At 37.9% G+C, this 25,410-nt stretch carries 20 protein-coding genes and 1 pseudogene; 18 read left to right on the top strand and 3 right to left on the bottom strand.

The window, feature by feature from the left end:
• The first annotated feature begins 119 nt into the window (after positions 1–119).
• Complete coding sequence (locus LI951_RS04045) at positions 120–989, top strand: DegV family protein (protein WP_229441362.1); 870 nt, start codon at positions 120–122, stop codon at positions 987–989.
• A gap of 12 nt (positions 990–1,001) precedes the next feature.
• Here the strand turns inward: LI951_RS04045 and LI951_RS04040 are convergent.
• Positions 1,002–1,226, bottom strand: a pseudogene (locus LI951_RS04040) (transposase); the annotation flags it as partial.
• Between the two features lie 685 nt (positions 1,227–1,911).
• A complete protein-coding gene (locus tag LI951_RS04035) occupies positions 1,912–3,543 on the bottom strand; it encodes an ABC-F family ATP-binding cassette domain-containing protein (protein WP_229441361.1) in 1,632 nt (543 codons plus the stop codon).
• A 307-nt stretch (positions 3,544–3,850) separates the two neighbouring features.
• On the opposite strand from LI951_RS04035, the gene LI951_RS04030 reads away from it, so the two are divergent.
• The 8 genes from LI951_RS04030 (at position 3,851) to LI951_RS03995 (ending at position 12,749) form a co-directional block, all read left to right on the top strand.
• Positions 3,851–6,718, top strand: a complete 2,868-nt coding sequence (locus tag LI951_RS04030) for a sigma-54-dependent transcriptional regulator (RefSeq protein WP_229441360.1) — start codon at positions 3,851–3,853, stop codon at positions 6,716–6,718.
• A 270-nt stretch (positions 6,719–6,988) separates the two neighbouring features.
• Complete coding sequence (locus LI951_RS04025; protein WP_202067316.1) at positions 6,989–7,480, top strand: mannose/fructose/sorbose PTS transporter subunit IIB; 492 nt, start codon at positions 6,989–6,991, stop codon at positions 7,478–7,480.
• Between the two features lie 249 nt (positions 7,481–7,729).
• A complete protein-coding gene (locus LI951_RS04020; RefSeq protein WP_229441359.1) occupies positions 7,730–8,719 on the top strand; it encodes a mannose/fructose/sorbose PTS transporter subunit IIA in 990 nt (329 codons plus the stop codon).
• Positions 8,720–8,759: 40 nt separating this feature from the next.
• Positions 8,760–9,563, top strand: a complete 804-nt coding sequence (locus LI951_RS04015) for a PTS mannose/fructose/sorbose transporter subunit IIC (RefSeq protein ID WP_202067225.1) — start codon at positions 8,760–8,762, stop codon at positions 9,561–9,563.
• A gap of 20 nt (positions 9,564–9,583) precedes the next feature.
• A complete protein-coding gene (locus LI951_RS04010) occupies positions 9,584–10,495 on the top strand; it encodes a PTS system mannose/fructose/sorbose family transporter subunit IID (RefSeq protein ID WP_202067224.1) in 912 nt (303 codons plus the stop codon).
• Between the two features lie 289 nt (positions 10,496–10,784).
• Entirely contained in the window at positions 10,785–11,159 is a 375-nt protein-coding gene (locus LI951_RS04005) for a DUF956 family protein (RefSeq protein WP_202067223.1), read from the top strand.
• Between the two features lie 317 nt (positions 11,160–11,476).
• Positions 11,477–11,974: a prolyl-tRNA synthetase associated domain-containing protein gene (locus LI951_RS04000; protein ID WP_229441358.1), complete on the top strand. Its 498-nt coding sequence runs from the start codon at positions 11,477–11,479 to the stop codon at positions 11,972–11,974.
• Between the two features lie 244 nt (positions 11,975–12,218).
• A complete protein-coding gene (locus tag LI951_RS03995; RefSeq protein WP_229441357.1) occupies positions 12,219–12,749 on the top strand; it encodes an HdeD family acid-resistance protein in 531 nt (176 codons plus the stop codon).
• A 72-nt stretch (positions 12,750–12,821) separates the two neighbouring features.
• Here the strand turns inward: LI951_RS03995 and LI951_RS03990 are convergent, their stop codons facing one another.
• Positions 12,822–13,025: a hypothetical protein gene (locus tag LI951_RS03990; protein WP_229441356.1), complete on the bottom strand. Its 204-nt coding sequence runs from the start codon at positions 13,023–13,025 to the stop codon at positions 12,822–12,824.
• A 234-nt stretch (positions 13,026–13,259) separates the two neighbouring features.
• Between LI951_RS03990 and LI951_RS03985 the strand changes: the two genes are divergently transcribed.
• From LI951_RS03985 to fdrA, 9 genes are all read left to right on the top strand, one after another.
• The gene (locus LI951_RS03985; RefSeq protein WP_229441355.1) at positions 13,260–13,421 is read left to right on the top strand and encodes a hypothetical protein; all 162 of its coding nucleotides are present in this window, start codon (positions 13,260–13,262) and stop codon (positions 13,419–13,421) included.
• Positions 13,422–13,522: 101 nt separating this feature from the next.
• Positions 13,523–13,777 carry a hypothetical protein gene (locus LI951_RS03980; RefSeq protein ID WP_229441354.1) on the top strand — a complete coding sequence of 85 codons (255 nt, stop codon included), beginning with the start codon at positions 13,523–13,525 and terminating at the stop codon, positions 13,775–13,777.
• A 150-nt stretch (positions 13,778–13,927) separates the two neighbouring features.
• Positions 13,928–14,512 (top strand): TMEM175 family protein, encoded by a 585-nt coding sequence (locus tag LI951_RS03975; RefSeq protein WP_229441353.1) that lies wholly within the window; start codon positions 13,928–13,930, stop codon positions 14,510–14,512.
• Between the two features lie 436 nt (positions 14,513–14,948).
• Complete coding sequence (locus LI951_RS03970; RefSeq protein WP_229441352.1) at positions 14,949–17,084, top strand: hypothetical protein; 2,136 nt, start codon at positions 14,949–14,951, stop codon at positions 17,082–17,084.
• A 736-nt stretch (positions 17,085–17,820) separates the two neighbouring features.
• Positions 17,821–19,578 (top strand): ABC1 kinase family protein, encoded by a 1,758-nt coding sequence (locus LI951_RS03965; protein ID WP_202065574.1) that lies wholly within the window; start codon positions 17,821–17,823, stop codon positions 19,576–19,578.
• Between the two features lie 936 nt (positions 19,579–20,514).
• The gene (gene allC, locus LI951_RS03960; RefSeq protein WP_202065573.1) at positions 20,515–21,744 is read left to right on the top strand and encodes an allantoate deiminase; all 1,230 of its coding nucleotides are present in this window, start codon (positions 20,515–20,517) and stop codon (positions 21,742–21,744) included.
• 16 nt (positions 21,745–21,760) lie between these two features.
• On the top strand, positions 21,761–22,546 hold the full coding sequence (gene allE, locus LI951_RS03955; protein WP_202065572.1) for a (S)-ureidoglycine aminohydrolase: 786 nt from the start codon (positions 21,761–21,763) through the stop codon (positions 22,544–22,546).
• 16 nt (positions 22,547–22,562) lie between these two features.
• Positions 22,563–23,639, top strand: a complete 1,077-nt coding sequence (gene allD, locus LI951_RS03950; protein WP_229441351.1) for an ureidoglycolate dehydrogenase — start codon at positions 22,563–22,565, stop codon at positions 23,637–23,639.
• A gap of 8 nt (positions 23,640–23,647) precedes the next feature.
• Entirely contained in the window at positions 23,648–25,402 is a 1,755-nt protein-coding gene (gene fdrA, locus LI951_RS03945) for an acyl-CoA synthetase FdrA (RefSeq protein ID WP_229441350.1), read from the top strand.
• Positions 25,403–25,410: the final 8 nt, after the last annotated feature.

Below are 25,410 nucleotides of genomic sequence, written 5' to 3'. Positions count from 1 at the left end.
AGTGACACGAATAACAGATGAAGACTATCAGCTTTCTTTTTATTTCTTACAATATACTAATAAAGAGGGCTGAAAAGTATTTTTATGATAGAATGTAATGAGTTGGGAGGGAAAGTAAAATGACGTTTAAAATAGTAACAGATTCATGTTGTGATTTACCTTATAAATTATTGGAAGAAAACAATGTTGATTTTATCAGTATGACGATAACCATTAATGACAATGAATTAATAGATGATCTTGGAGAAACGTTTGATTATGATGTCTTTTTACAAAGTGTCAGAGAAGGGGCTCTGCCTACGACATCTCAGGTAAATTCCGGAAGATATTTAGAATTTTTTAGAACTTTTGTAGAAAAAAAAGAACCAGTCCTCTATTTGGCTTTCTCGTCCGGTTTAAGCGGATCTTATCAAAGTGCAGTTCAAGCGGTGGAAATGCTGAAGGAAGAGTATAACGAGGTTGATATCTATATTGTAGATACAAAAGCAGCCAGCTTGGGTCAAGGTTTGTTGGTTTATAAAGCAATTGAATTGAAAAAAGCCGGGCATTCATTGGAAGAAGTTTTGCTTTGGCTGGAAGACAATAAAATGAATGTCCAGTCTTGGGTCACAGTTGATGACTTGAAGCATCTTGAACGAGGCGGACGAATTTCCAAAACAACAGCAGCTATCGGAGGCTTAATGAACATCAAGCCAATTATTACTGTCGATGCAGATGGAAAGCTTCAAAATGTTGGGAAGGTTCGCGGCCGCAGCAAGTCCATCAAAAAAATTGTCGAAGAAACAGTTCAGCAGATTAAAAATCCTGTTGATCAAACGCTGTTTATTGCTTATGCTGGAGATAAAGAGAGCGCAGAAAAAGCCAAAGAACTTTTGAATGATGAAATTCAGACAAAGGAGATTCTGCTTTATCCGTTGGGACCAACCATTGCCAGTCATACAGGTTATGGCTGTATTGCAATGTTCTCTCTAGGAGCAGAAAGAAAATAAATCATCTCTATTTTTTTTACCAGAAAAAACACGTTGAGTATAGGCATAAAGAATAACTTTCAACATTATTTTAGGATGATAGGCAGGACGACCAAGCGGTTGCTCCAGTTGATTGAAGAGTGCTTGAGGAATAGCTTTAACTAAAGTATTCACCGCAAAAGTAACATCTGTTTCTGGAATATATTGTTCTACATCTAATGGTAAAGTGGTTTGATTGGTAGTATAATTTTTAAACATAAGGCACACTCCTTTTGAGTTGAGTTTCGTCACTTTAATCTTACAAGGCGGTGTGCTTTTTATGTACCCTTAAATCAAAAAAATAGGACAACAATCAGTTTTTTTTGACTATTTTATACGAAAACTAAAACTCAAAAAATGCAAAAAAAAGACTACCTGCTGCTTAATGTGTGGTTAGTCAAATTTGATCTAGAACACTTTAGCAGTTGTTTGTTAAGGTGTTCTTTCTATTTTGTAAATAACTTCCTCCAAGTTCTTGGTAACGGGACTGATTAGAAAACATCCGATAGATTATTCGGAGTAATAAATGAACGGTCGCAATAACCGCCTTTTTGTGTCCAGTATTCCTTCTTATCCGAAATAAAAATGCCTGTATTCGATTAGTTTTCCCTTGAAAAAATATACAGAAGGAGTTATTCTTCTTATAGAAACAATTTATTTTTATACGCAGGTTCTGTGACCTGATGATTGGTACAAAATAAGTAGAACGATCTAGTTTGTCCCTCAAGGTCAACTTGGAAAAGAACCTCAATAAGCGATCGACCTGCACGCTTTTCTGTCCTCTTTAGTATGACAGGAAATAGCGTGCAGGTCGATCGTTTTTTATTTGCATTCTGTTTGGTGAGGGCGATAACCCTCATGAGTGTATCCCACTCTCTTGAAAATTAGTAACTTATTCATTTTTTTAATAGATGCCGGTGAATAATTCATCCAACTGTTTCTGGACATCTTTATTTTCCAGAAATTCATCATAGGTAGTATCTGCGCGATCAACAACCCCTTTATCAGAGACTGCGATAATTCGATTTGCCAATGTTTGAATAAATTGATGGTCATGTGAAGCGAACAGGATGGCACCCATAAAAGCAATCAATCCATCATTCAATGCAGTAATAGATTCCAAGTCCAGGTGGTTTGTCGGATCATCTAAAACCAGCACATTTGATTTTGAAAGCATTAGTTTTGAAAGCATAACACGGACTTTTTCGCCTCCGGAAAGAACGTTTACAGGTTTCAGTACTTCTTCACCGGAAAACAGCATTCTTCCCAAGAAGCTGCGTAAAAATGTATTATCATCTTCTTCTTTATTTGCAAACTGGCGAAGCCAGTCCAGAATTGTGATATCAGTATCAAAATCTTTACTGTTGTCTTTTGGCAGATATGCCTGAGACGTTGTTACTCCCCAGCGAACGGTTCCGGAATCTGGAGTGATTTCACCCATAATCACTTTGAACAAGGTGGTCGTAACAATATCATTGTCAGCAATAAAAGCAACTTTATCGTCTTTGTTTAAGGTAAAGGAAATCTTGTCAAGTATCTTTTTCCCATCAATGGTTACCGAGACATTGTCCAGTTGCAGCAAATCATTTCCGATCTCTCTTTCAGGCTTGAAGCCAACGAAAGGATAACGGCGGGAAGATGGCCGAATGTCATCCAATGTGATTTTATCCAGCATTTTTTTCCGGGAAGTTGCCTGTTTTGATTTGGAAGCATTCGCACTGAATCGAGCGATAAAGTCTTGAAGTTCTTTAATTTGCTCCTCTTTTTTTGCATTTGAATCTGATTGAAGTTTCGCAGCCAGCTGACTGGATTCCAACCAAAAATCATAGTTTCCTACATATAATTTGATCTTTCCAAAATCCAGATCAGCCATGTGTGTACACACTTTATTTAAAAAGTGACGGTCATGGGAAACAACAATTACGGTATTTTCAAAATTAATCAGGAATTCTTCCAACCAGTTAATGGAACGGGTATCCAGTCCATTAGTAGGCTCGTCCAGAAGCAAAACATCCGGTTTGCCGAATAGAGATTGGGCAAGCAACACTTTAATTTTTTGTCCGGCTGTCAGCTCGCTCATCTTTTGATTATGGAGAGTTTCCGGAATATTCAGTCCCTGCAGAAGCACAGCAGCTTCAGGTTCAGCTTCCCAACCATCCAGTTCAGCAAACTCCCCTTCCAGCTCAGCAGCCCGAATGCCGTCTTCATCTGAAAAATCTTCTTTCATATAAATAGCATCTTTTTCCTTCATTACTTCATACAATCTTTTGTGTCCCATAATAACTGTTTCTAAAACAGTGTATTCTTCATAATCAAAATGGTTCTGCTTCAATGTGGCCAAACGCTCATCAGGTCCTAATGAAATAGTTCCTGTTGTTGGCTGAATATCTCCGGATAAAATTTTTAAAAATGTTGATTTTCCCGCACCATTGGCTCCAATCAGTCCATAACAGTTTCCGGGTGTGAATTTAATATTTACATCATCAAAAAGTTTACGGTCGGGAAATACCAAACTTACGTCATTTACAGTAATCAATCTTTTTCCTCACTTTTCTATTATTACTTGAACCTCTCTGAATTATAGCGGGGAACCCTTTAATTTTCAAGCAGTTTCAAGCAAACGAATGGATAAACAATTGAAAATTGAAAAATGTTCGGAATTTAATGGAAAGCCTGTATTAAAGAGATTCATTTATCCGTTTTATTTAATGTGCAGTGTATCTTAATAATCTTCTTTCAAATTTCTGATAATGGTGCAGTATATAAAGGTTTTTGTGTACTTTTTGAGGAATACACTGTATGATACATTTAAAATGCAGTGTATCTATTTGAGGAGAAGACCTATGAAAAGGATTGAAAAGATCTATCTTTATGTGAAAGAGAAATCTGCTGAAAGTGCTTCTTCAGATTTGCCGATGGAGTTGGGAGTTACGACATCGGAAATCTCTGAGGCATTGGCTATTCAGCGGACGAATGCCAGTAAAGATCTGAATCAGCTTGTACGAAAAGGCTTGCTGGAAAAGCTTGATGGGCGTCCCGTAAAATATGTTGACAAGAGTGCTGTTTATCAGCCGCTAAGAAAACATGTGAAAAGCTATCGGGAAGAGAACGTGTCGAATAATACCGTTTGGTCGGAGGAACATTCAGAGCAGTCCACTTTTGCGATGGACAATATTTTTCAGCAGATGATTGGTGTTGCCGGTAGTATGAAAACACCTGTAGAACAGGCGAAAGCAGCTATTTTATATCCTCCTAAAGGGTTGAACTGCCTGATTATCGGACCTACAGGATCGGGGAAGACCCATTTTGCCCATACCATGTTTCAGTTTGCTAAGGGAAATGATGTTGTAGATGGGAAAAAAGAGCTGATTGTTTTCAATTGTGCGGATTATGCTCATAATCCGGAATTGTTGATGTCTCATCTGTTTGGATATGTTGAAGGAGCATTTACTGGTGCGAAGAATACCAAGGAAGGGATCATCCATGAAGCCGATGGAGGAATTCTGTTTCTTGATGAGGTACATCGGCTGCCTCCGGAAGGTCAGGAAATGATTTTTTATTTCATGGATCATGGCACATATTCTCGATTAGGCGAAACAACAAAAAATAATCAGGCAGATGTACGTATTATTTGTGCAACGACAGAGAATCCGGCATCCTCTCTATTAAATACCTTTGTGCGGAGAATACCGATTATCATTCAACTGCCTAATTTTAATGACCGTCCGGCGAAGGAAAAAGTGGATTTAGTCAAAATCATGGTTGCAATTGAAGCCAATCGAATTCAACGAAAAATTTCCCTTTCGGAAGATGTAGTTAAAGCGCTGATAGGAAGCGTAACTTATGGGAATGTTGGACAATTAAAGTCGAATGTTCAACTGGTAGCGGCCAGAGGATTCCTCAGTCACATGGATAAGCCGGAACTGATTATTACAATGGATGAGCTGACCGACAGTATTAAAGACGGCTTGATGCAGCTTGCAAATAATCGTGCTGTTTTAGCAGAGTTGTCTCAATGCTTAGAACCCCAGATGATTGTTTTACCTAACGAATCATTAGTTACTGTTCAGTCAGATTCTTATGAGCTTCCTTATAATTTATATGAAATTATTGGTGACAAAGCTGCTTTGCTCAAAGCGGATGGATTGGATCAGGAAGTGATTAATAATTTTATTACAACAGATATCAATGTTCATTTAAAATCTTTCTATAAAAACCATGGGTTTACTTTTGATACAGAAAAAAAGCTGGCAGAAATTATGGATCAGCAGATTATTGATATTACCAGAAAAATTTTCAATTTGTCTAAAGCTAAGCTGGGTCATGATTTTCAATCAAATTTTATTTATGCAATGAGCCTGCATATCAGTTCTTTTCTAAAGCGAATTCAGCTTGGCGATAAAAGGCAGCATGAATTGAATGAAAATCTGAGAGCTATGGTTTTAGATTATCCTAAGGAATTTGAAGCAGCACACGAAATCAAGAAAATTATTGAGGGTGCGTATCAACTGTCCATTCCAGAATCAGAAGTTTATTATATTGCTGTTTTATTGATTTCATTGCGTGAAAATAAAAATGCCGGCAGGATTGGTATTGTTGTGGCGGCGCATGGAAAGAGCACAGCTACCAGTATGGTTGAAGTCGTGGAAAAATTATTGAATGTTGATAATTTGAAGGCTGTAGATATGCCCTTGGAGATGAAGCCGCAAGAAGCGCTGATTGAAATCGTCCAGGCAGTAGAAGCAGTCAATGAAGGTAGTGGTGTAATCCTGCTGGTAGATATGGGTTCTCTGGGGACATTTTCAGATGAGATTATCCGACAGACAGGGATTGATGTCCGAACAGTTGATATGGTAACAACTCCGGTTGTGTTGGAGGCAGCGAGAAAAACAACTTTGCTGGATACACATTTAAATGATTTATATGATACTTTGAAGCGTTTTCGCGGATATGCAGGGATGAATGTTTTGAAAAGCAGGGAAGAATTGAGGCTGCCATCGATTAAGAAAAAGGTGATCTTGGCTATCTGTGCATCAGGGGAAGGAACTGCACAACGTATGAAAGAACTGATCGAAGGCTATCTGACACCACAGACTGAGCAGCATCTATTCGTCGTTCCTTGTTCGATACTGGATGTGAAGAAACAGCTGAATGAGCTTTATCAGCAGTATCATATCATAGCAGCGACAGGCATTACAGATCCAAGAATCAATGTTCCGTTTATACCAATGGAAACTTTTTTTTCCGGTGAAGCAGCTGAAGTGATCGAACATCTGATTTATGATGATGAGTTGGAAGTCCATGGTATGACTCTTGATGAAGAGACAGCTAGAAGAGTTTGTATAGAGTATATGGAGCAGAGCTACACCTTTATTAATGCACAGAAGGTTTTGCCGCTGTTGTGGCAGTTTGTCGATACGATTCAGACAAAATTAAATCTGGATGAGTCCTACACCTTTTACATCAATATGATCATGCACATGGCAGGTGTACTGGAAAGGGCGTTGAGGCAGGAGCCCCTTAATGTTGAAGACGAATTGTTGGAAGAGCTGAAAAGTGACCTAATCTATTCAGAGATTTTGAAGGCAACGCTATTTTTGAATGAATCGTTTAAACTGAAAATTGTTGAATCGGAAATCTACTATATTGTTCATATCGTTCATAATGCACAAAAAGATATAATAACAAATACAGATGATGTATTCGATTGAATACACAAAAAAGATACACTGTTTAAACAATACAGTGTATCTTTTTTTATAATTAAATTAGTGATTTTATTGAGGTTTATAACAATACACTAAGTTGGCATGGTAATTGCTAATAATAAAATAGATCAAGATTCCAAGAGTCAAAAGGCTTTATTTTGGTATTATCTTTCAGAACATAGTATTTTAAGTATAGAATGAAAGTCAACCTGCTAAATAATGCCTTCTTCCCCAAGAAAATAGATGATTGGAAGAAAAGGAGTGCAAAGTTGGATGGATATTCGGCTGGCTAGAATTGATGATCGACTGATCCATGGTCAAGTTGCTACAGTATGGACCAAGAGTATGAATATTAATCGTATTTTGGTGGTTAGTGATGTAGTAGCACAGGATATATTAAGAAAAAAATTATTGATCCAGGCGGCTCCTCCAGGTGTCAAGGTAAACGTCATTACGGTAGAGAAAATGATCCAGATTTTTCCGGATGAACGTTTCGATGATAGTTTTAGAGTAATGTTGTTGTTTACAAATCCTGAAGATGTTGTACGCGTTGTTAAAAGAGGTGTTCAGCTGGATTCTGTCAATATAGGCGGTATGAGCTTCTCTCAAGGGAAAAAAATGATTACGAATGCAGTTGCAGTTGATATAGAGGATATTGAAGCATTTAGATATCTGGCTTCACTTGGTATCATACTTGAGATTCGTAAAGTTGTTGCTGACAGTAAGGTATACTTAATGGATTTGTTGAAGAAAGAGCAGCTATAGATGCACTCATGTTGCTGCAAAACAGCAGATGAAAAAAGTGATGTTTGTTTTGGTCTTTCTGAAAATTGAAAGGATGTGGTTCTTTAGAGAAAAATTGATGAGATCTGTTTATTATTGCATGGTTTCCAAAGGTTTTGATTTTCCATTAGCTAAACTGAATTTTTTATTTTTTATGTATCGGGAATGAGGCATTTTGGAACGCATCAGATAATAAAAAGAAAGTAAATAAGCATAGGAGGTATACAAATTATGGTAGGAATTATTCTTGCAAGTCACGGAAAATTTGCTGAAGGAATTCTACAATCTGGTTCAATGATTTTTGGTGAACAGGAAAATGTACAAGCTGTGACATTAATGCCCAGTGAAGGACCAGACGATTTAAAAGCAAAATTAACTGAGGCAATCACTACATTTGATAATGATGAAGAAGTATTGTTTTTAGTTGATTTGTGGGGCGGTACGCCGTTTAATCAGGCAAGTAGCCTTTTTGAAGAACACAAAGACAAGTGGGCGATTGTCAGCGGATTGAACTTGCCAATGTTGATTGAAGCATATTCTTCTCGTTTCTCAATGAATTCCGCACAGGAGATTGCAGCACATATTTTAGGTATTGCTAGAGAAGGCGTAAAAATCAAACCAGAAGAACTAGATGTGGTAGAAACGCCAAAAGTAGCTGTTAAGGGTGGTCAACCGAAAGGGGCTTTACCGGAAGGAACAGTAGTTGGAGATGGAAAAATCGAGTATGTACTCGCTCGTGTGGACTCTCGTCTACTTCATGGTCAGGTGGCTACAGCTTGGGCGAAGTCAGTACAGCCAAATCGGATTATCGTTGTTTCAGACGCAGTATCAAAAGATGATCTTCGTAAAAAATTGATCGAACAAGCTGCTCCTCCAGGAGTTAAGGCCAATGTTATTCCGATTAAAAAAATGATCGAAATCGCAAAAGATCCACGTTTTGGCAATACTAAGGCTTTGTTGCTATTTGAAAATCCGGAAGATGTTTTGACAGCAGTTGAAGGCGGCGTGGATATCAAAGAAGTAAATGTCGGCTCAATGGCACACTCTGTAGGTAAAGTAGTAGTAAGCAAAGTATTATCTATGGGACCTGAAGATGTTAAAGCATTTGAGACATTGGAAAGTAAAGGCATTAAGTTTGATGTACGTAAAGTACCAAATGACTCTAAAGCAAATATGGATGAAATCCTGAAAAAAGCGAAGACAGAATTGGCAAATACGTAATCAAAAAGAACAAAATTCATAAATTAATAGGAGGTCTATCATGTCTATTATTTCAATAATTTTAGTAGTATTAGTTGCCTTTCTAGCTGGTATGGAAGGGATCTTGGATGAATTCCAATTCCACCAACCACTGGTAGCTTGTACATTGATCGGTTTAGTAACCGGTAATTTAGAAGCATGTATTATCCTTGGTGGTACCTTGCAAATGATCGCTCTTGGATGGGCAAACATTGGAGCAGCCGTGGCACCAGATGCAGCTTTGGCATCAGTCGCATCAGCAATTATTTTAGTTTTAGGTGGACAAGGTGACAGAGGTGTGGCATCAGCGATTGCAATCGCTGTACCGTTGGCAGTAGCAGGTTTGTTTTTGACAATGGTTGTTCGTACATTAGCTGTACCGATTGTACATTTAATGGATAAAGCTGCATCTGAAGGAAATATCCGAGGGGTGGAAATTTGGCATATTGTCGCTGTGGTCATGCAAGGTCTTCGTATTGCAATTCCAGCAGGTGCATTGCTATTTATTCCGGCTCAAACAGTTCAATCTGTTCTGGAATCTATGCCAGCATGGTTGACTGACGGTATGGCTATCGGTGGTGGTATGGTCGTAGCTGTTGGTTATGCACTGGTAATCAATATGATGGCAACAAAAGAAGTATGGCCGTTCTTTGTGATTGGTTTTGTTGTAGCGGCGATTTCTCAATTGACACTGATCGCACTTGGTGCGTTAGGTGTAGCACTGGCACTGATTTACTTGAACCTTTCTAAAATGGGCGGTTCTTCAAACGGCGGTAATAGCGGAGGTCACGGTGACCCGCTGGACGATATCCTAAATGACTATTAATCTTGAAGGAGGAGAAAAAAATGGCAGAAAAAATTGAATTAACGAAAAGAGATCGTTTAGCTGTTGCGTGGCGTTCTACCTTCATTCAAGGTTCATGGAACTATGAACGTATGCAAAATGGCGGCTGGGCATTCTCAATGATTCCTGCAATCAAGAAATTATACAAATCAAAAGAGGACCGCATAGCGGCCTTACAGCGTCACTTGGAATTCTTCAATACGCATCCATATATTGCTTCACCGATTCTTGGGGTAACACTGGCACTGGAAGAAGAACGTGCCAATGGTGCACCTGTTGATGATGTAGCAATTCAAGGGGTAAAAGTTGGTATGATGGGTCCTTTGGCCGGTGTTGGTGATCCGGTATTCTGGTTTACAGTACGACCTATGCTAGGTGCATTAGGTGCATCACTGGCTATGGGCGGAAATATTCTTGGACCAATCATTTTCTTTGTTGCATGGAATATTATTCGTTGGTCATTTATGTGGTATACACAGGAATTTGGTTATAAAGCTGGTTCTAAAATCACAGAAGACCTATCAGGTGGTTTATTGCAGGATGTAACAAAAGGAGCTTCTATTCTAGGGATGTTCGTATTAGCAGCGTTGGTTCAGCGTTGGGTATCCATCAGATTCCTGCCGGTTGTTTCTACAGTTAAACTGGATGAAGGTGCTTATATTGAATGGGATAAGCTTCCATCTGGTGGAGAAGGGATAAGACAGGCGTTTGAGCAAGTCAATTCCGGTTTGGCTCTTTCTTCAGACAAAGTGACAACATTGCAAAATAACTTGGATCAGCTGATCCCTGGGCTTGCTGCGTTATTGCTTACACTATTGTGTATGTGGCTGCTTAAGAAAAAAGTTTCACCAATTGTTATTATTCTTGGTCTGTTTGTGGTCGGTGTACTTGGTCATGTAGTAGGACTTTTATAAATCATTTAGCTGAGAAACCGTATCAAATGGGTAAGCTTTTAACAAGCGTCATTATTGTAAAGCGGTTGTGCCAAAGCTCCTCTATGTGATGAGTAATCGCAGGAGTATGCAAAGACTGGAATACCGTTTATTTAGGTTTTTAGGGGCTGGACAATTGTTTTGTCCCAGCCTCTTATTGTTTTATAAAATGCAGTTTATTGATCTCGTGGGTAGTTCATTTTGAATAGCCTGCTTACACAGCTAATTGTCTAATTGATGAATCCAAAATAGTGGGGAAGGAATGGATAGGATGGTTCAATCATTGAATACAAAAGTAGATTTAGTAGTGGATGGCACTGCTTATACAGGACTTACAGATTATGGGCAGATCATGGTTGGGAATAAGGGATTTGAATTTTACAACTCACGTGATTCTCGTAAGTATGTTCAGATACCGTGGGAAGAAGTGAACTATGTAATTGCTTCCGTAATCTTTAAAGGAAAATGGATTCCTCGATATGCAATTGAGACAAAGAAAAACGGGACATTTACTTTTGCCTCCAAAGATCCTAAAAAGGTATTGCGAGAGATACAAAAATACATTCCATCTGACCAGATGGTTCAGTCACTAAGCTTTTTTGATGTTATGAAGCGTGCGATTCAGTCAATTGGCAAAAAAGGATAGTAAAGCTATAAACAAAATTGAATTGGTTTGCTCAGTGATTTAACTAATTTACTGTAAATGTAAATTTTCTGGATTTCAGCGAGGATGGGACAGAAGTGTCTAACTCTGAGAAATAAGAAGAAATTCACGGAAATTGCTCTTCAAATTTCGGGGAATGCCAGCTTATTTCCGAAGGAGTTGCTTCTGCTCCCACCGTTTATTCGGATTTAAGATGAGGAAAAGGTCTGGGATTTTATTTTGTCCCAGACCCGTTTTTTTTGTTTTTGTATGATATATAATTTAGTCAATTCAACAATAGCTGTCAAAGGAGGACTACTGTGAATAAAGAGGCGATTCTTGATTATTTAAGTGATCGTAAAATTTGGTATGAAATTACAGAACACAAAGCTGTATACAACATGGCTGAAGTTAGTGATGTTAATCTTCCACATCCAGAAGCAGATGCTAAAAACCTTTTTGTACGTGACGATAAAAAAAGAAATTATTATCTGATCACAGTAAAGGGGGATAAAAGAGTTGACCTAAAAAAGTTTAGGAAGGATAATAGCACTCGCCCATTATCTTTTGCATCAGAACGTGATTTAATGGAGGTCATGGGGACAGCTCCGGGGATGGTAACGCCTTTTGGTATGTTAAATGATAGAGAACGTAAAGTACAATTTTTTATTGATGAAGTCTTTCTGGGAAAACCAGGTCTTATTGGTGTTCATCCAAATGACAATACAGCAACAGTATGGGTGCAGACAGAGGACTTGATCACTATAATCAAAGAACATGGAAATCAAGTGAATACTATACAGATAAGTAATAAGTAATCATAGTCGTGAGTTTGGATTTTCACGGTTGTCTATAGATAGATTTAAAACAGAATAATTGTTTGGCTGCAGACAGAGACTGAAATCAAAAAATTTCCGTCTTTTTTTCTGCTTTAAACCATACTATTGTGCAGGATGTAATTTTTTTGGGGAAAGAATGATGTTATTTACAGGTATTTATTTTTGACTGTTTTTTTTGAAGAGTGTACCATTAAACCTATAATAGGAAAGCAGGCGAAAGAAAATGGATAAGGAACATCGTTCAGGTTTAGACTGGGGATCGCTGCTTTTGGGAATTCTGTTTGTGATGACCGCTTTACTATCCTTTCAGGATCCGGCAGGTAATCTGCTTGCTATTGTTATAGTTTTTGCAATATTTGCGATCTTCAAAGGGATTTTTGAAATATTTGTACGAAATCGGTTAAAGGAGCTGGTTGGCTACAAGTCTTATGTTCCAGTTATATTGGGTATTATTGATATTATTGTTGGAATTTACCTGCTGTTTAATCTTGGAGTGGGTGTTTCAGTTTTACCATATGTCTTTGCAATCTGGTTTATTCTGGATTCGTTTATAAATTTATTTACCTTGGATTTGGCAAGAGCCTTCAGTGCCGGTTATTACTGGTTTAGCTTGATTGTAGATATTCTGGGAATTGCTTTGGGCTTTGTATTGTTGTTCAACCCGCTGTCCTCAGCGCTAACATTAAGCTTTTTAGTCGGCTTCTATTTTATAATATTTGGGATTACTTATATTGTTTATGGATTTCGTCAATGAACATACAAAGAAGGATGGCTCGCCGCCATCCTTTTTTGTATGTTAAGTCCATGTGTGCCGTCTTAGCTGATATTAGTAGTATCTGCGGACATTTTTGGAAGGACGTGAAATCAGGCGAACCAACCATACAGCAATTGCTACTGGAATCGCAATCTTAATTGCAAACCATAGCAGACTGCTTACAATTCCTAAAATTATACTGATAATAATACCAGCTGCAAAGAAAACCCCAATCAACATCAATACATTAGCTACTAAAGATCTATTATTATTCATTTTATTCTCTCCGTTCCTGTTTGTTTTCTATAGTAAAAGTATAGCAAGAGAAAAAATGGGAGGCATCCACCTGAAGACCGATTTATTGTCCGACTCTGGGGGGATATTTTTTGTTTGTCTCAAGTTAAATGCTGAAAAGAATACAGTTCCTTATAGGGTATCTTAGTTTTAAGTGGACTGTTACTATTCGTTCTTTTGATATAATAGTATTTATTACACTTAGAGGAGTTAAAGATGGATAAATTTGAAAAGATGCTTGCGGATTTAGATTATCTGACAGAGAAAGGTTCAAAAATAGAACCGGAGTATTATCAGGACATAATTGAAAGTTATCAGGTAAGCGCAAGCGGTGAACAAGGAGTGTATTATGCAATGGTTTCTAAAAAAGGAGATTAGTTCACTGGAAGAGGCTTTTCTGCTGCTGTTTATCCATAGTTTATACGAGAGTGAAGAGTAGTCGATGGATAATTCCATGTGGAAGGATTTAATTCTCAAGAATGGAAGGAACCTCTAAAAAAAATTGGTTTCCCGAATATCTGAATATTGAAAATGGAGCAGTTGCTTATAAGTATATTTCTGAAGAAGTATTTTATAACTGGTTTCCCGTTGCCGAAAAAATTGCCTCTTTAGCCATTCAATCAAATATAGTAAAAATAATTTGTTATGGAGATATTGATTCTTATTTTGATTATAAATATATAGTGGAAACTGCAGCTGATTATGTCTTGTTTCATTATTGGACAACAGGATAAAATCAGCGGAGGGTACCAGAGCTGTCTTCCTACTATCTATCAGGACTATTTTTACAGTTGAAGTGGTAATCACTTATAGTTGATAAAAGACTTATCCATTGCCTTTATAAAAAAAGTCAGTAAAATAAAACTGAATGGAGATGATGCGTGATGTCAAAAACGAGATTGGAAGCTTTTACCGATGCAGTTATTGCGATAATCATGACTATCTTAGTACTGGAATTATTGCCGCCGCAGTCAGATACCTGGTCGGCCTTATGGGGAATTTTTCATAAGATTCTTGTTTACATTATCAGCTTTATCATGCTGGCCATTTACTGGAACAATCATCACCATATGTTTCAGATGGTACATAAAATCAGCGGACGAGTGCTTTGGGCAAATAATTTTTTTATCTTTACTCTGACACTGATGCCTTTTGCGACTGCATGGGTGGGAAACTATTTGGATAGTCTGGTTCCACAGTTGGTTTATGGAATAGTTGTATTATTGGCGGATGCATCCTATTTTCTTTTAATGAGAGAATTATTTCGGGTCGATGAACAGAATACACAGTTAAAAATTGCATTGAAGCGCTATTATAAATTGTATTTTTCTTTAGGTTTAAACATTCTTGCGCTTATTCTTGGCTGGGTGATTCATCCTTATCTGGTTTTGATCGTCAATTGTGTAATTCTTATCATATGGTTTGTTCCGGAAAAAAGAATTGAAAGGTACTACAGAGAACCCAAATAAGGACAGGTATGTGCTGAATATTTGAGTAATTTGCTTCAAAAAATCTGATATCAAAGAAAAATTCATAGCAAAAGCTTACTGATTTCATTTTATTTATCTAGTTTATTCAAAAGATTTTTAATTCATTTTGCGGCAATATATAAAAGGTTGATGGTTATACTTAAACGGTACTTGTTTCGCCTATTGAGTTGCCGGTGCAAATATTATAAAATAGATAGGCATACCCTATATACGAAAAAAACAGCTGAAGACAAAGTCTTAAAATTCTCAAATTTTTTAAAAGTCTGTTTATTTTATGAAAACAGCTTTAGCTCTTTTTAGTGTAGAATAGACGATGGGTAATAAGGTGAAAATTCAGATGGGTAGAACAATATGAATATCCAAGACAGACACGGGTATATTAGTTGGATAGAAATAAAGGGGCCATTAACCAATTATGGAGAATTTAAATAAGTATGCACAGGGGAACAAGAAAATCTTTTTGAGAAAAGAGATAGAGCAGGAACGACTGGGAGAAGAGATCTACGCAGAAGATATCTTGTGCCAGTATTCTGTTTATTTGGTGAGAAAGTTTGAAGAACAGGATGATTATCTGGAATTATCTCAGATGGAAAATCTGCTGAAGGATTTACCGGAAAGATTTAATAAAGATTTTCAGGATATAGTTACGAAGAACATGTATGTACGAACAGTTCCTAAAGCGGTTTATGTTACTTTACTGCTTGCTTTGCCTCAGCCGCTGACTAAATTCCAAATTGTTGAATTAAAAAACTGGATGGGTGCGCTGACAGTACCTTCATTGGCCTTGGAGCATACATCTAATTTTATGGAACCCCCTGTTGCTGCGACGACTGAAATGGTAAGAGAATGGCAGGAAACAAACAGTGAGGTCTTGCTTCTGACTGAAATGATGAATCAGTATAATGAAAGTCTGACAGATATTTATTCAGAATTGCAGGTATTAAAGTCCGGCAAAACGCCTCCTGTAATGAAGGTAATAAAAAGTGAAGCGGCTGCTAAAAAGACGCTTGAAAAAGAAAATGAAAATAGTCAGCGTATTGATGAGACAATAGCTAAATTAGATAAAATGACTGAAGAATTTCAAGCATTTAAACAACAGGTGGTTGAACGGCTTGAGAGCACCTCAGTGAACAGAAAACCGCCAAAATTTAAAATCTATTTTGACGGCAAAGAAAAAAGAAACGGTTTGGATCAGCGTGTGGAGCAAGCACTTGAACAAGTGCAAAAGCTGACAGCTAAAACAGATTTCTCTCAGCAGGAGATAGAGAAGCTGACAATGAAGCTGGAGAAGGAGTCTCGGCGAAACAGAGAATTGCTGAAAAATCAGCTGTTACCACCTCAAGGATTTGAGGAACAGAACAATCTCGAAGAAAAAATGGCTATTACCAGTAAAGAGGTATCAATGATTTCACATCAGCTTAAGGAAATCAATGATAAACTGAGCACTGTTGAAACGAAGGTTTCAGAAGCCGAACAGACACCGGAAGAGCTGGCTCAACAAGTAAAAGAGCATGGTCAAATACAGGAGACTATTTCTGAAACGATGAAATTGAATCAGGTAATTAGTCAGTTGACTGAAAAATTACAGTCTGTAGAAAGTGAATTGACTGATGTAAAACAAAAGGGTCAGAAAAAAGTACCTGTGATGAAGCTGAAAAAGAGTGAGACAGTGAAAAAGCTTTCGGAACAGCATAATAAAGATCAGGAACAGCTGAAGATGAATGCGATGGAAATCAAAAAGCTTAGTCAGACAGTTGGTAAAGTAGATGTTCAATTGATTCAGGCAAATCAGAAAATTGCCGAATTGGAGCAGAAGGTCAGAGTGACCGGTGGGATGTCGGGTAACCGGATCAATAGTGTGCATCCATCTGACGGCTATCACAGAGAAAATGAACCTGTACAGGCACTGACCAATCAACCACAGCAGCAGAATGACCATGGTGCAACCAGAAGCTTTCCAACCAAGGAATCGTTTTTACAGGCATCCAGACCTATGCCAACAGCTTATCAGCAAAGAACAAATCCAGTTCCAGCAGAATCTCAAACTCCACAAGGAGCCCCTACAGTGACTCTTGCAATAGAAGAAATGCTGGATCGAGTTTCTGATCATCCAAAAAGAACAGAGCCAATAAATCAGCCAGTAACCGAGCAGTCAAGAATGTCAACAACTTCTCTGCGACGGCTGAAAAAGCTTGAAGGAGAGATTTATTCAAGTTTTAAAAGAGTTAAAGGCGGAATAGGTTCCCGGGGAATGGTTTCGAAAGAAGATTTTTACAGCAATATCCGACAGATTGAGGTGCTTCCTTATCTTTGGTCAACAATTGAAACTGGAGATGAACCGCAGGATATGTTGTTGAATAATGAACTTAGCTGTCAACAGCTTGTCAACAGTGTTCCGACTTTTCTTGATGAAGTAGAAGAGCTTGCCTCTAAACGAAAGGTTATGGGCAAGTGGATATACTGTCCAAAAGAAGTGGAACAGAAAATGGAAGGCTTTAAGCTGCTCAATGAGTACTTTGAGCTGTACTTATCAAATAGAACAACAGGATAGACAAGGAACTAGTACGAGGAAGTCTGTCAAAAAACAACCTGAAACTATCAGGAAATTCCTGTTTAGTGTAAAGTAAGTTTAATGACTCTTTGTCAAACATTTATGAACTCATACTATTCGTTTATCCTGAATAATGAAACCTATTGATAAGCTTTCGTATAAAATCGGACTGACAGTATCAATTATGAATATTGGAGGAAGGGAAAAATCTTTCTCCAATTTTTTTCCGACATAAATTGTAGTGCTAGTTTAATTGAGGATGAAGCATGATCGGCAGATAGGGGCTTCATCTTTTTAAACCTCAAAGAACTTATAAAAGATAGAGCATCTGAAAGACTGACTTATCAGCACTTCAGATGTTTTTCATTTTTTTATAAATAAATGGGTCTTATAGATTCAGTATTAAAGAGCTCCTTATAATCAATATGAGTGCTTCAGGTGTAATTAACTTAAATGTAAATAGCCTGCAGTATTTTTGTCTAGTACTTGTGAATAGTGATGGATATTTAGATAAGAACCATTGTTAGTGTAGAGTATGTTAACTTCTATTTTTAACGATCACTTAATTAGTTAGATAACCCCCTTACTTCATTTTTTTCCGGCGGCTGTTTCTTTTATTGAGTAGGCAGTTCGATAAAAACAGCTCTAACAATGCTTCAGTCGTATTTTTTTAAGTGAGGAATTGTTTGCCCCATAAAAGGTTTACAGGTACTATGAAAGAGAGGGAGGGGAAAAAATGGCAATGAATACTGAAGCGCAGAAAAAGAACCGGAAATATAAAAAAAGTACAAGATTCAGGCAAATAACAGGGGTATTTATCGAGTATAATGTCATCCAGAATTTAGTGAAGCAGACACATCCGGAAAAAATCAGAACAGCTTTTGAAGAGCTGGGTTCAACCTTTATTAAAATAGGTCAGATGTTATCTGTCAGAACTGATATTTTTCCTCCGTCATTTATCGATGAGCTGAAAAAATTACAGGATAACGTGAAAAAAGATGATTATCCAATAATAAAAGAAATCATTGAGACTGAAGCACAGCAGCCTATTAAAGAGCTGTTTTCCTCATTTGAAGAAGTGCCTTTTGCATCTGCATCAATGGGTCAGACACATAAAGCTGTTTTACCTGAAGGCCAGATAGTTGCTGTTAAGATTCAGCATGCAGGGATACGGGAAGAAATTGGCATGGATTTATCCCTGTTGGAAAAAGCTTTGCCTCTTATTAAATATATTCCTGAGTCGAAAATAATTGATCTTAAAAATATTTTTCAGGAGATTAAGCAGTCGCTTGAAAAAGAGCTGGACGGGATTCAGGAAGCAGCTAATGGAAAATACTTTTATGAACTCAACAATAACTGGTCCATTATACAAGTACCAAAAATTTATCAGGAATATTGTACTCCGAGAGTCTTAGTGATGGAATATATTGAAGGGGCCAGTATTAGAAGTTTTTTTGGCAATCAGCAGCAATCAGATCCCGCCAATCAGAAATTGCGGGAGGAGTTTGGGAATATTCTTGTCCGTAACTACATCAAACAGGTTTTTGAAGATGGTTTTTTTCATGCAGACCCGCATCCGGGAAATATATTTGTTCAAGCTGCAGATGAAAAAGTTAATGAAGAGTTTGGAGCTGAAAAAAATAAAGCCAACTATTTTGAGAAGAAATTCAAGTATAAAACGATTGATTTTCTTTATCAAAGAGAAGATATGCAGCTGCCATATCGTTTGATCTATCTGGATTTTGGTATGATGGGACAATTGAAGGATAAGATGCTCAATAAACTGACTGATATTATGGTTAGTCTGTACAGGAATAATACCAGAGTGACTGGTCAGGCAATTTTACAAGTATGCAAGAAGGTTGGGCCTTTAGATGAGGAGCATTTTTATGAGCAATTGACGCCATTACTTGAACGAAACTATGGTGTGGGTATTGGAGAATTGAATTTGCAAAGCCTGTTTTTCCAAATCGTTGCCATCTGTCATGAGAATAATTTACAGATTCCTCAGGAAGTAACAATGCTGATTAAGTCAGTCATTACTTTTGAAGGGATGATTAGAGAGCTAGCACCCGAAATATCATTGGTGGAGATTTCTGCACCTTTTGCTAGAAAATATTTTACTGAAAAAATTGACTGGTCAACGGAATTTAAACGAACGATATTGGATGCATTGTATTCTGCAAAAGCAGTTCCTCAGATCCCCAGCAGAACGCTGGATGTTCTGGATGATCTGTCAAAAGGGAAGGCAAAAGTCAACATTGAACTGAAAAAGCAGGATGAGCTGTTGAACAAAGTGGAGGTAATGGTGAATCGTTTGGTCATTGGCTTGATCTTATCATCGCTGATTATCGGTTCATCCATGCTTGTTGAATTTAACGGAACCATGACTAGACGATTTGTTTCTATTTTGGGTATTTTTGGTTATGGAATTGCTTTATTTTCTATCCTATTCCTGATATACGATATTTGGCGAAAATACAGAAAAAAATGACTGATTTTGCTTAACGGAAAAATCAGCCTGATTATAATATGAAGATATTTCATTATAAGCACCAAAAAGGGAGAAGCCAAGCTTAATATGAATTAAGTTTGGCTTCAAGGGGAGATAGTTAGAAAGAAGTTTTACTACGCTCATCTTTCAACTGAACTAAGTATAGCAGATATTTTAAGGTACTTGAATTTCAATAAAAAAAGATAAATTTTTTGTTTTTGAAATTTTTTCACAAAAACCATCTAGAGAGGCGATCTTATCAAAGCTGCAATCAATTTTCATTTTTATAATTATATATATAAAATATGTTTTGTTTATGTTTGTTAGTAAATAAAACATATTTTTTGATTTTTATTGGGAAATAAATTTATTTTCGGCAACATTTTCATTTGATAAAATAACACAGTCTCTTAAAAAAGAAAATTTGAAGTTTGTAATTGTTCAATAAACCAGTGACTGACAGCTAAATGGTCTAAAGCTGCTTAGGGTGTAGCTTCCAGTGTAGTAGACAAGAAATATTTCATAGTTCTGTCCCCATATTATAGCTGTAGGTACAGCTCAAAACTGTTTCTACGTCGCTTTTTCTTCGATTATAGATTTTCCGGTTTCTGCTGTTGAAAATATCTCTTCCGGTCTTGCTTTGTAGCATTCATATGAAGATCTAACTATGCTTTTCACTATACATTCCACTTGGTATTCTTTAAATTCATGAACAGAAACATATTTCACTTCCTGTTTGCGATAAGCGATAAAATTGAACCGACTTCCTTTTAAATCAATTGAATTTAGAGAGTTTGGAACTTTATTTCTGTCTCGCTCTCAGCTTTAATCATATGCGTTTTGACCAAAAATATAATGCATTTTGTGGATACTAAACAATGATTCGTTTTCGTATAACGCTTACAATCGAAATATAAATCAAAGGAGGCAAAAATAATGGATTTAAAAAAAGAAGTAGCTGCAACAATTGATGCGTTGTCCCAAATTGGTAATGATCCGACAGGGGGTATGACACGACTACTTTATACTGACTCCTGGAAGCAAGCTCAGGAGTTTATACAGGAGAAACTGCAAACAGCAGGATTGTCTACGCACTTTGATGCTGTTGGAAATCTTTTTGGACGTCTGGAAGGAACAATGTATCCCGAAGAAACAGTTATGTCAGGATCGCATATTGACACTGTAGTAAATGGTGGAACCCTGGATGGACAATATGGGGTAGCTGCTGCTTATTTAGCAATTAAGTATTTGCAGGAAACATATGGTAACCCGTTACGCTCACTAGAAGTAATTTCGATGGCAGAGGAAGAAGGCAGCCGTTTCCCAACAGTTTTTTGGGGAAGTAAAAACTTCGTTTGTGAAGCAAAACGAGAAGATGTTGAAACAATTGCTGACTTTGATGGAATAAGCTTTGTTTCAGAAATGAGACGGCAAGGCTTTGACTTTTGTGATTCAAATAAGACACTTAGGCAAGATATCAAAGCCTTTGTTGAAATTCATATTGAGCAAGGAAATGTCTTAGAAAAAGAAAACTTGCAAATTGGAGTTGTAAACAATATTGCTGGGCAAAAACGCTATACCTTTGTATTGAAAGGAGAAGCGAATCATGCAGGTACTACGCCGATGGGCTACCGCCGAGATGCAGTATATGGCTTTGCTAAGATGTGCTCAGCTGTAATAGATCGAGGTCTTGAACTGGGAGATCCGCTGGTCGTTACTTTTGGGAAAGTGGAGCCTAAACCTAACACTGTCAATGTTGTGCCAGGAGAAGTTTTATTTACAATGGATTGCCGTCATACTGATGGCGCCCTTTTGGATTCCTTTGCTGCAGAAGCGGAGCACTTAATTAAAAAAATTGCACAGGAACATCATTTAGATGTTGAAATGGATTTATGGATGGATGAACGTCCGGTACCAATGAATGAAACAATCGTTGCGGCAATTGAATCGGCAGTTAAACAATCGGGTAAGCGATACAAAGTAATGCACAGTGGAGCCGGTCATGATTCCCAGATTATTGCACCACATTACCCAACGGCAATGATTTTTGTCCCAAGCATCAATGGTATCAGTCATAATCCAGCAGAAGAAACAACCATTGAAGATTTGACAGCAGGTGTAGAAGTACTGGCAGCTGCCTTGTATGAATTAGCTTATCAAGAATAGAAAGTAGGGAAGAATAGTGGGTTATAGGAATAATAATACTGGTTATTTAGATGGCTTATTGCAATCCAGAGCAATTGTTAAGAAAAACAACTATGCAATTTTACCCCATGACGGGTTAGTCAATAATGTAATTCCAGGCTTTGATAATTGTGAATGTTCAATTTTAGGCTCAAAGAAGCTGGGCGCTTCCTTTGTAGATTATCTCGTTTCTTTTAAAAAGGGAGGGGAAAATATTCAAGGTTTTGGAGGGGAAGGGATTGAAACCTTCTTGTATGTGATTAATGGGAAATTAGAAGTTGGTGATGGAAAAGAAACTCATGAATTAGGAACTGGCGGATATCTCTACTTGCCAGCTGGAGAAAAAATGTTTATGAGGAATCTTCAAGAAGAAGCAACCGAAGTCTTTCTTTATAAAAAACGCTACCAGCCGCTTGAAGGATATCAGGCCTATAAAATTGTCGGACATCTCTCTGACTTGACACCTGTCCATTATGAGGATATGGAAGATGTTTTATTATGGGATTTTTTACCAAAAGATTTAGGTTTTGATATGAATATGCACATACTTTCCTTTGAACCTGGTGCCAGTCATGGCTATATCGAAACGCATTATCAGGAACATGGTGCTTATTTACTATCTGGTAAAGGGATGTACAACTTAGATAATGAATGGTTCCCAGTGGAAAAAGGCGACTATATTTTTATGAGTGCCTACGTTCAACAAGCTGCGTATGGTGTTGGCAGAGATGAACCTTTGGCTTATATCTATTCAAAAGATTGTAATCGAGATCCAGAGATTTAAGAAGGAGCAGAGCAGAATGGAAGAAACAGTAATTGTTAAGCCAGAGGAGCTGCATCATCTGATTCAAAAAAAACTAACAGCAGCAGGCTTGTCTGAAAAACATGCGGACATCGTTGCGGAGCACTTGGTTTTTGCAGATGCTAGTGGTATTCATTCCCATGGTGCAGTAAGAGTTGATTATTATGCAGAACGAATTGCAAAGGGCGGGATGAACCGTACACCAGAAATTACGTTTGAAGAAACAGGACCAAGCAGCGGGATTGTTCATGGGCAAAATGGTGTTGGGCAGGTTGTGGTGCTGGAGGCGACTAATTATGCTATTGAAATGGCAAAAAAATCGGGAATTGCGGCTGTCGGTGTGCGACAAACTAGCCATAGTGGAGCTCTTTCTTATTACGTGAGGAAGGCAGCACAAGAAAATTTATTGGCGTTGTCTATGTGTCAATCAGATCCGATGGTTGTTCCTTTTGGCGGTAAAGAGAATTATTTTGGAACAAATCCCATTGCTTTTGCCGCTCCTCGTAAAAATGGAGCCCCCCTTGTCTTTGATATGGCGACAACAGTACAAGCGTGGGGGAAAATTTTAGATGCTCGTTCAAAAAACAAAAACATTCCAGATAATTGGGCGGTTGATGCTTCAGGGAAACCGACGACAAACCCTCATCATGTTCATGGCTTGTTACCAATCTCAGGACCTAAAGGCTTTGGTCTTATGATGATGGCGGATATTTTGTCGGGAATGCTTTTGGGGTTGCCATTTGGGAAACATGTTTCCTCAATGTACAATGATTTAACCAAAGGGCGGGATTTAGGACAGTTTATTCTTTTAATTGATCCGCAGCGCTTTACTGATTTGGAGCAATTTAAAGAATCAATTGAAACAATGGTTACTGAATTACATGAGATTCCTCCTGCTGAAGGGTTTCAACAAGTGTATTATCCGGGAGAAATCAATCAACTAAATTATGAAAAATATATGAAAAACGGCATCCCGATTGAAAAAAATATCTATGCTTATTTATTAAGTGATACTGTTCATTTTGATCAATATTCCGGGGCGGATGCATTTGCTCAATCTGGAACAGGAAAGTGAGGAAACCAATGTTATACACGATTATCCAAAAAAATAATTATCAGGATTCTATTGTCCTAATGCTATTGACCAACCGTTTACTTACAGTGGACGGTGTAAGCAATGCCTCTGTTATGATGGGTACTCCTGCCAACAAGGATATTTTTAAAACAGGTGGTATTTATACGGATGAAATGGCAGCTGCTACTTCAAATGATATGGTTCTTGTATTAGATATTGAAGATAAAGACCTCATTGATATTGTTTTAAAAGAAGTAGCTGATTTTATAGCTGATCAAGGGAAAAGCAGTGGGGAAGAAGGACCTCAAACAGTCAAAACATGGGAGAAGGCGTTGGAAGCAGGCGAAGCAGCAGCAACAGCAGTTTTATCTATTCCCGGAACCTTGGCTGCTCCGGAAATCGAAACAGCTTTAGAAGCAGGGAAACATGTTTTTTGTTTTAGCGACAATGTATCAATAGAAGACGAGGTACGTTTGAAGAAAATGGCTCATGATAAAGGGCTTTTATTAATGGGACCTGACTGCGGCACAGGTATTATCAATGGCATCCCAGTTGCTTTCACAAATGCAGTGCGTAAAGGAAGTATTGGTATTGTGGGTGCTTCGGGTACAGGTATCCAAGAGGTAACAACAATTATCCATAAATTAGGAGCGGGCGTAACACAAGCACTTGGTACTGGTGGACGTGATTTAAGTGAAGCAGTAGGAGGAATCACAGTCAAAGATAGCATTATTGCATTGGAAAATGATCCAGAAACAAAGGTGATTGTTGTCATTTCAAAGCCACCTGCTCCGCAAGTTCGTGATGAAGTTCTTGATCTTTTACGAAAAGGAACAAAACCGGCAGTTACAATCTTTCTTGGAGAAAAACCAACAGATCATGAAGTTGGCTTGTACCGTGCTTATACATTAGAAGAAGCAGCACAAATTGCTGTTCAACTTTTACATGAAGAAGCAGTGATACCAATCGATGAAATGATTGATCAGTCAAAAACTATTTTTAGTCCGAAGCAGCAAAAGATCAAAGCTTATTACTCAGGCGGAACGTTAGCTTATGAAGCGGCAATGCTTGTAAAAGCAGGCTTGCAGCTATCAGAGGATGCAGCACATGAGGATGGGTATATTTTGAAAGCACAAGGGCATGAAATTATTGATCTTGGTGATGATATTTATACACAAGGAAAGCCCCATCCGATGATTGATCCAAGCAAACGAAAAGAGATGCTGCAACAGGCAGCAGCAGATCCTGCAACAGCAGTCATTTTATTGGATATCGTATTAGGCTATGGTTCACATGCAGATATGGCGAGTGAGCTGGCACCAACAATTAAGGAATTGAAAGCGAATGCAGCTTTGGCTGACCGATCATTGGCAATTATTGGAACAATTGTTGGTACAGACCTTGATCCGCAAGATATCAATAAGCAGGCTGCAATTTTAACTGAGGCAGGTGTAACGCTTTGCCAGAGCAATGCACAAGCAGTCAAAAAAGCTCTTGTATTATTAGGGCATCCTCTGCCAAACATCACTCGTAAGTTATTACCAAAATCACAACCAACCGAAGCTTTGCCGCAACCTTCCGAGGCAGTTGTGCAATTGCTGAAAAATCAGGCATTTATCAATGTAGGCTTGCGCAGTTTTGCAGAAGCAATCCGTGAACATCACGGCAGTGTAATTCAATATGACTGGCAGCCTGTTGCGGGCGGCAATGTGACATTGCAAAAAGCACTGCGCTTCTTAGCCCAAGCTTCATTGAAAGAGTAGGAGGAAAT

The sequence above is a fragment of the Enterococcus sp. BWT-B8 genome, from assembly GCF_020567625.1.
Taxonomy (GTDB): Bacteria; Bacillota; Bacilli; order Lactobacillales; family Enterococcaceae; genus Enterococcus_L.
The sequence above is the reverse complement of the archived record's forward strand: the minus strand, read 5'-3'. Positions and strand labels throughout refer to the sequence as shown.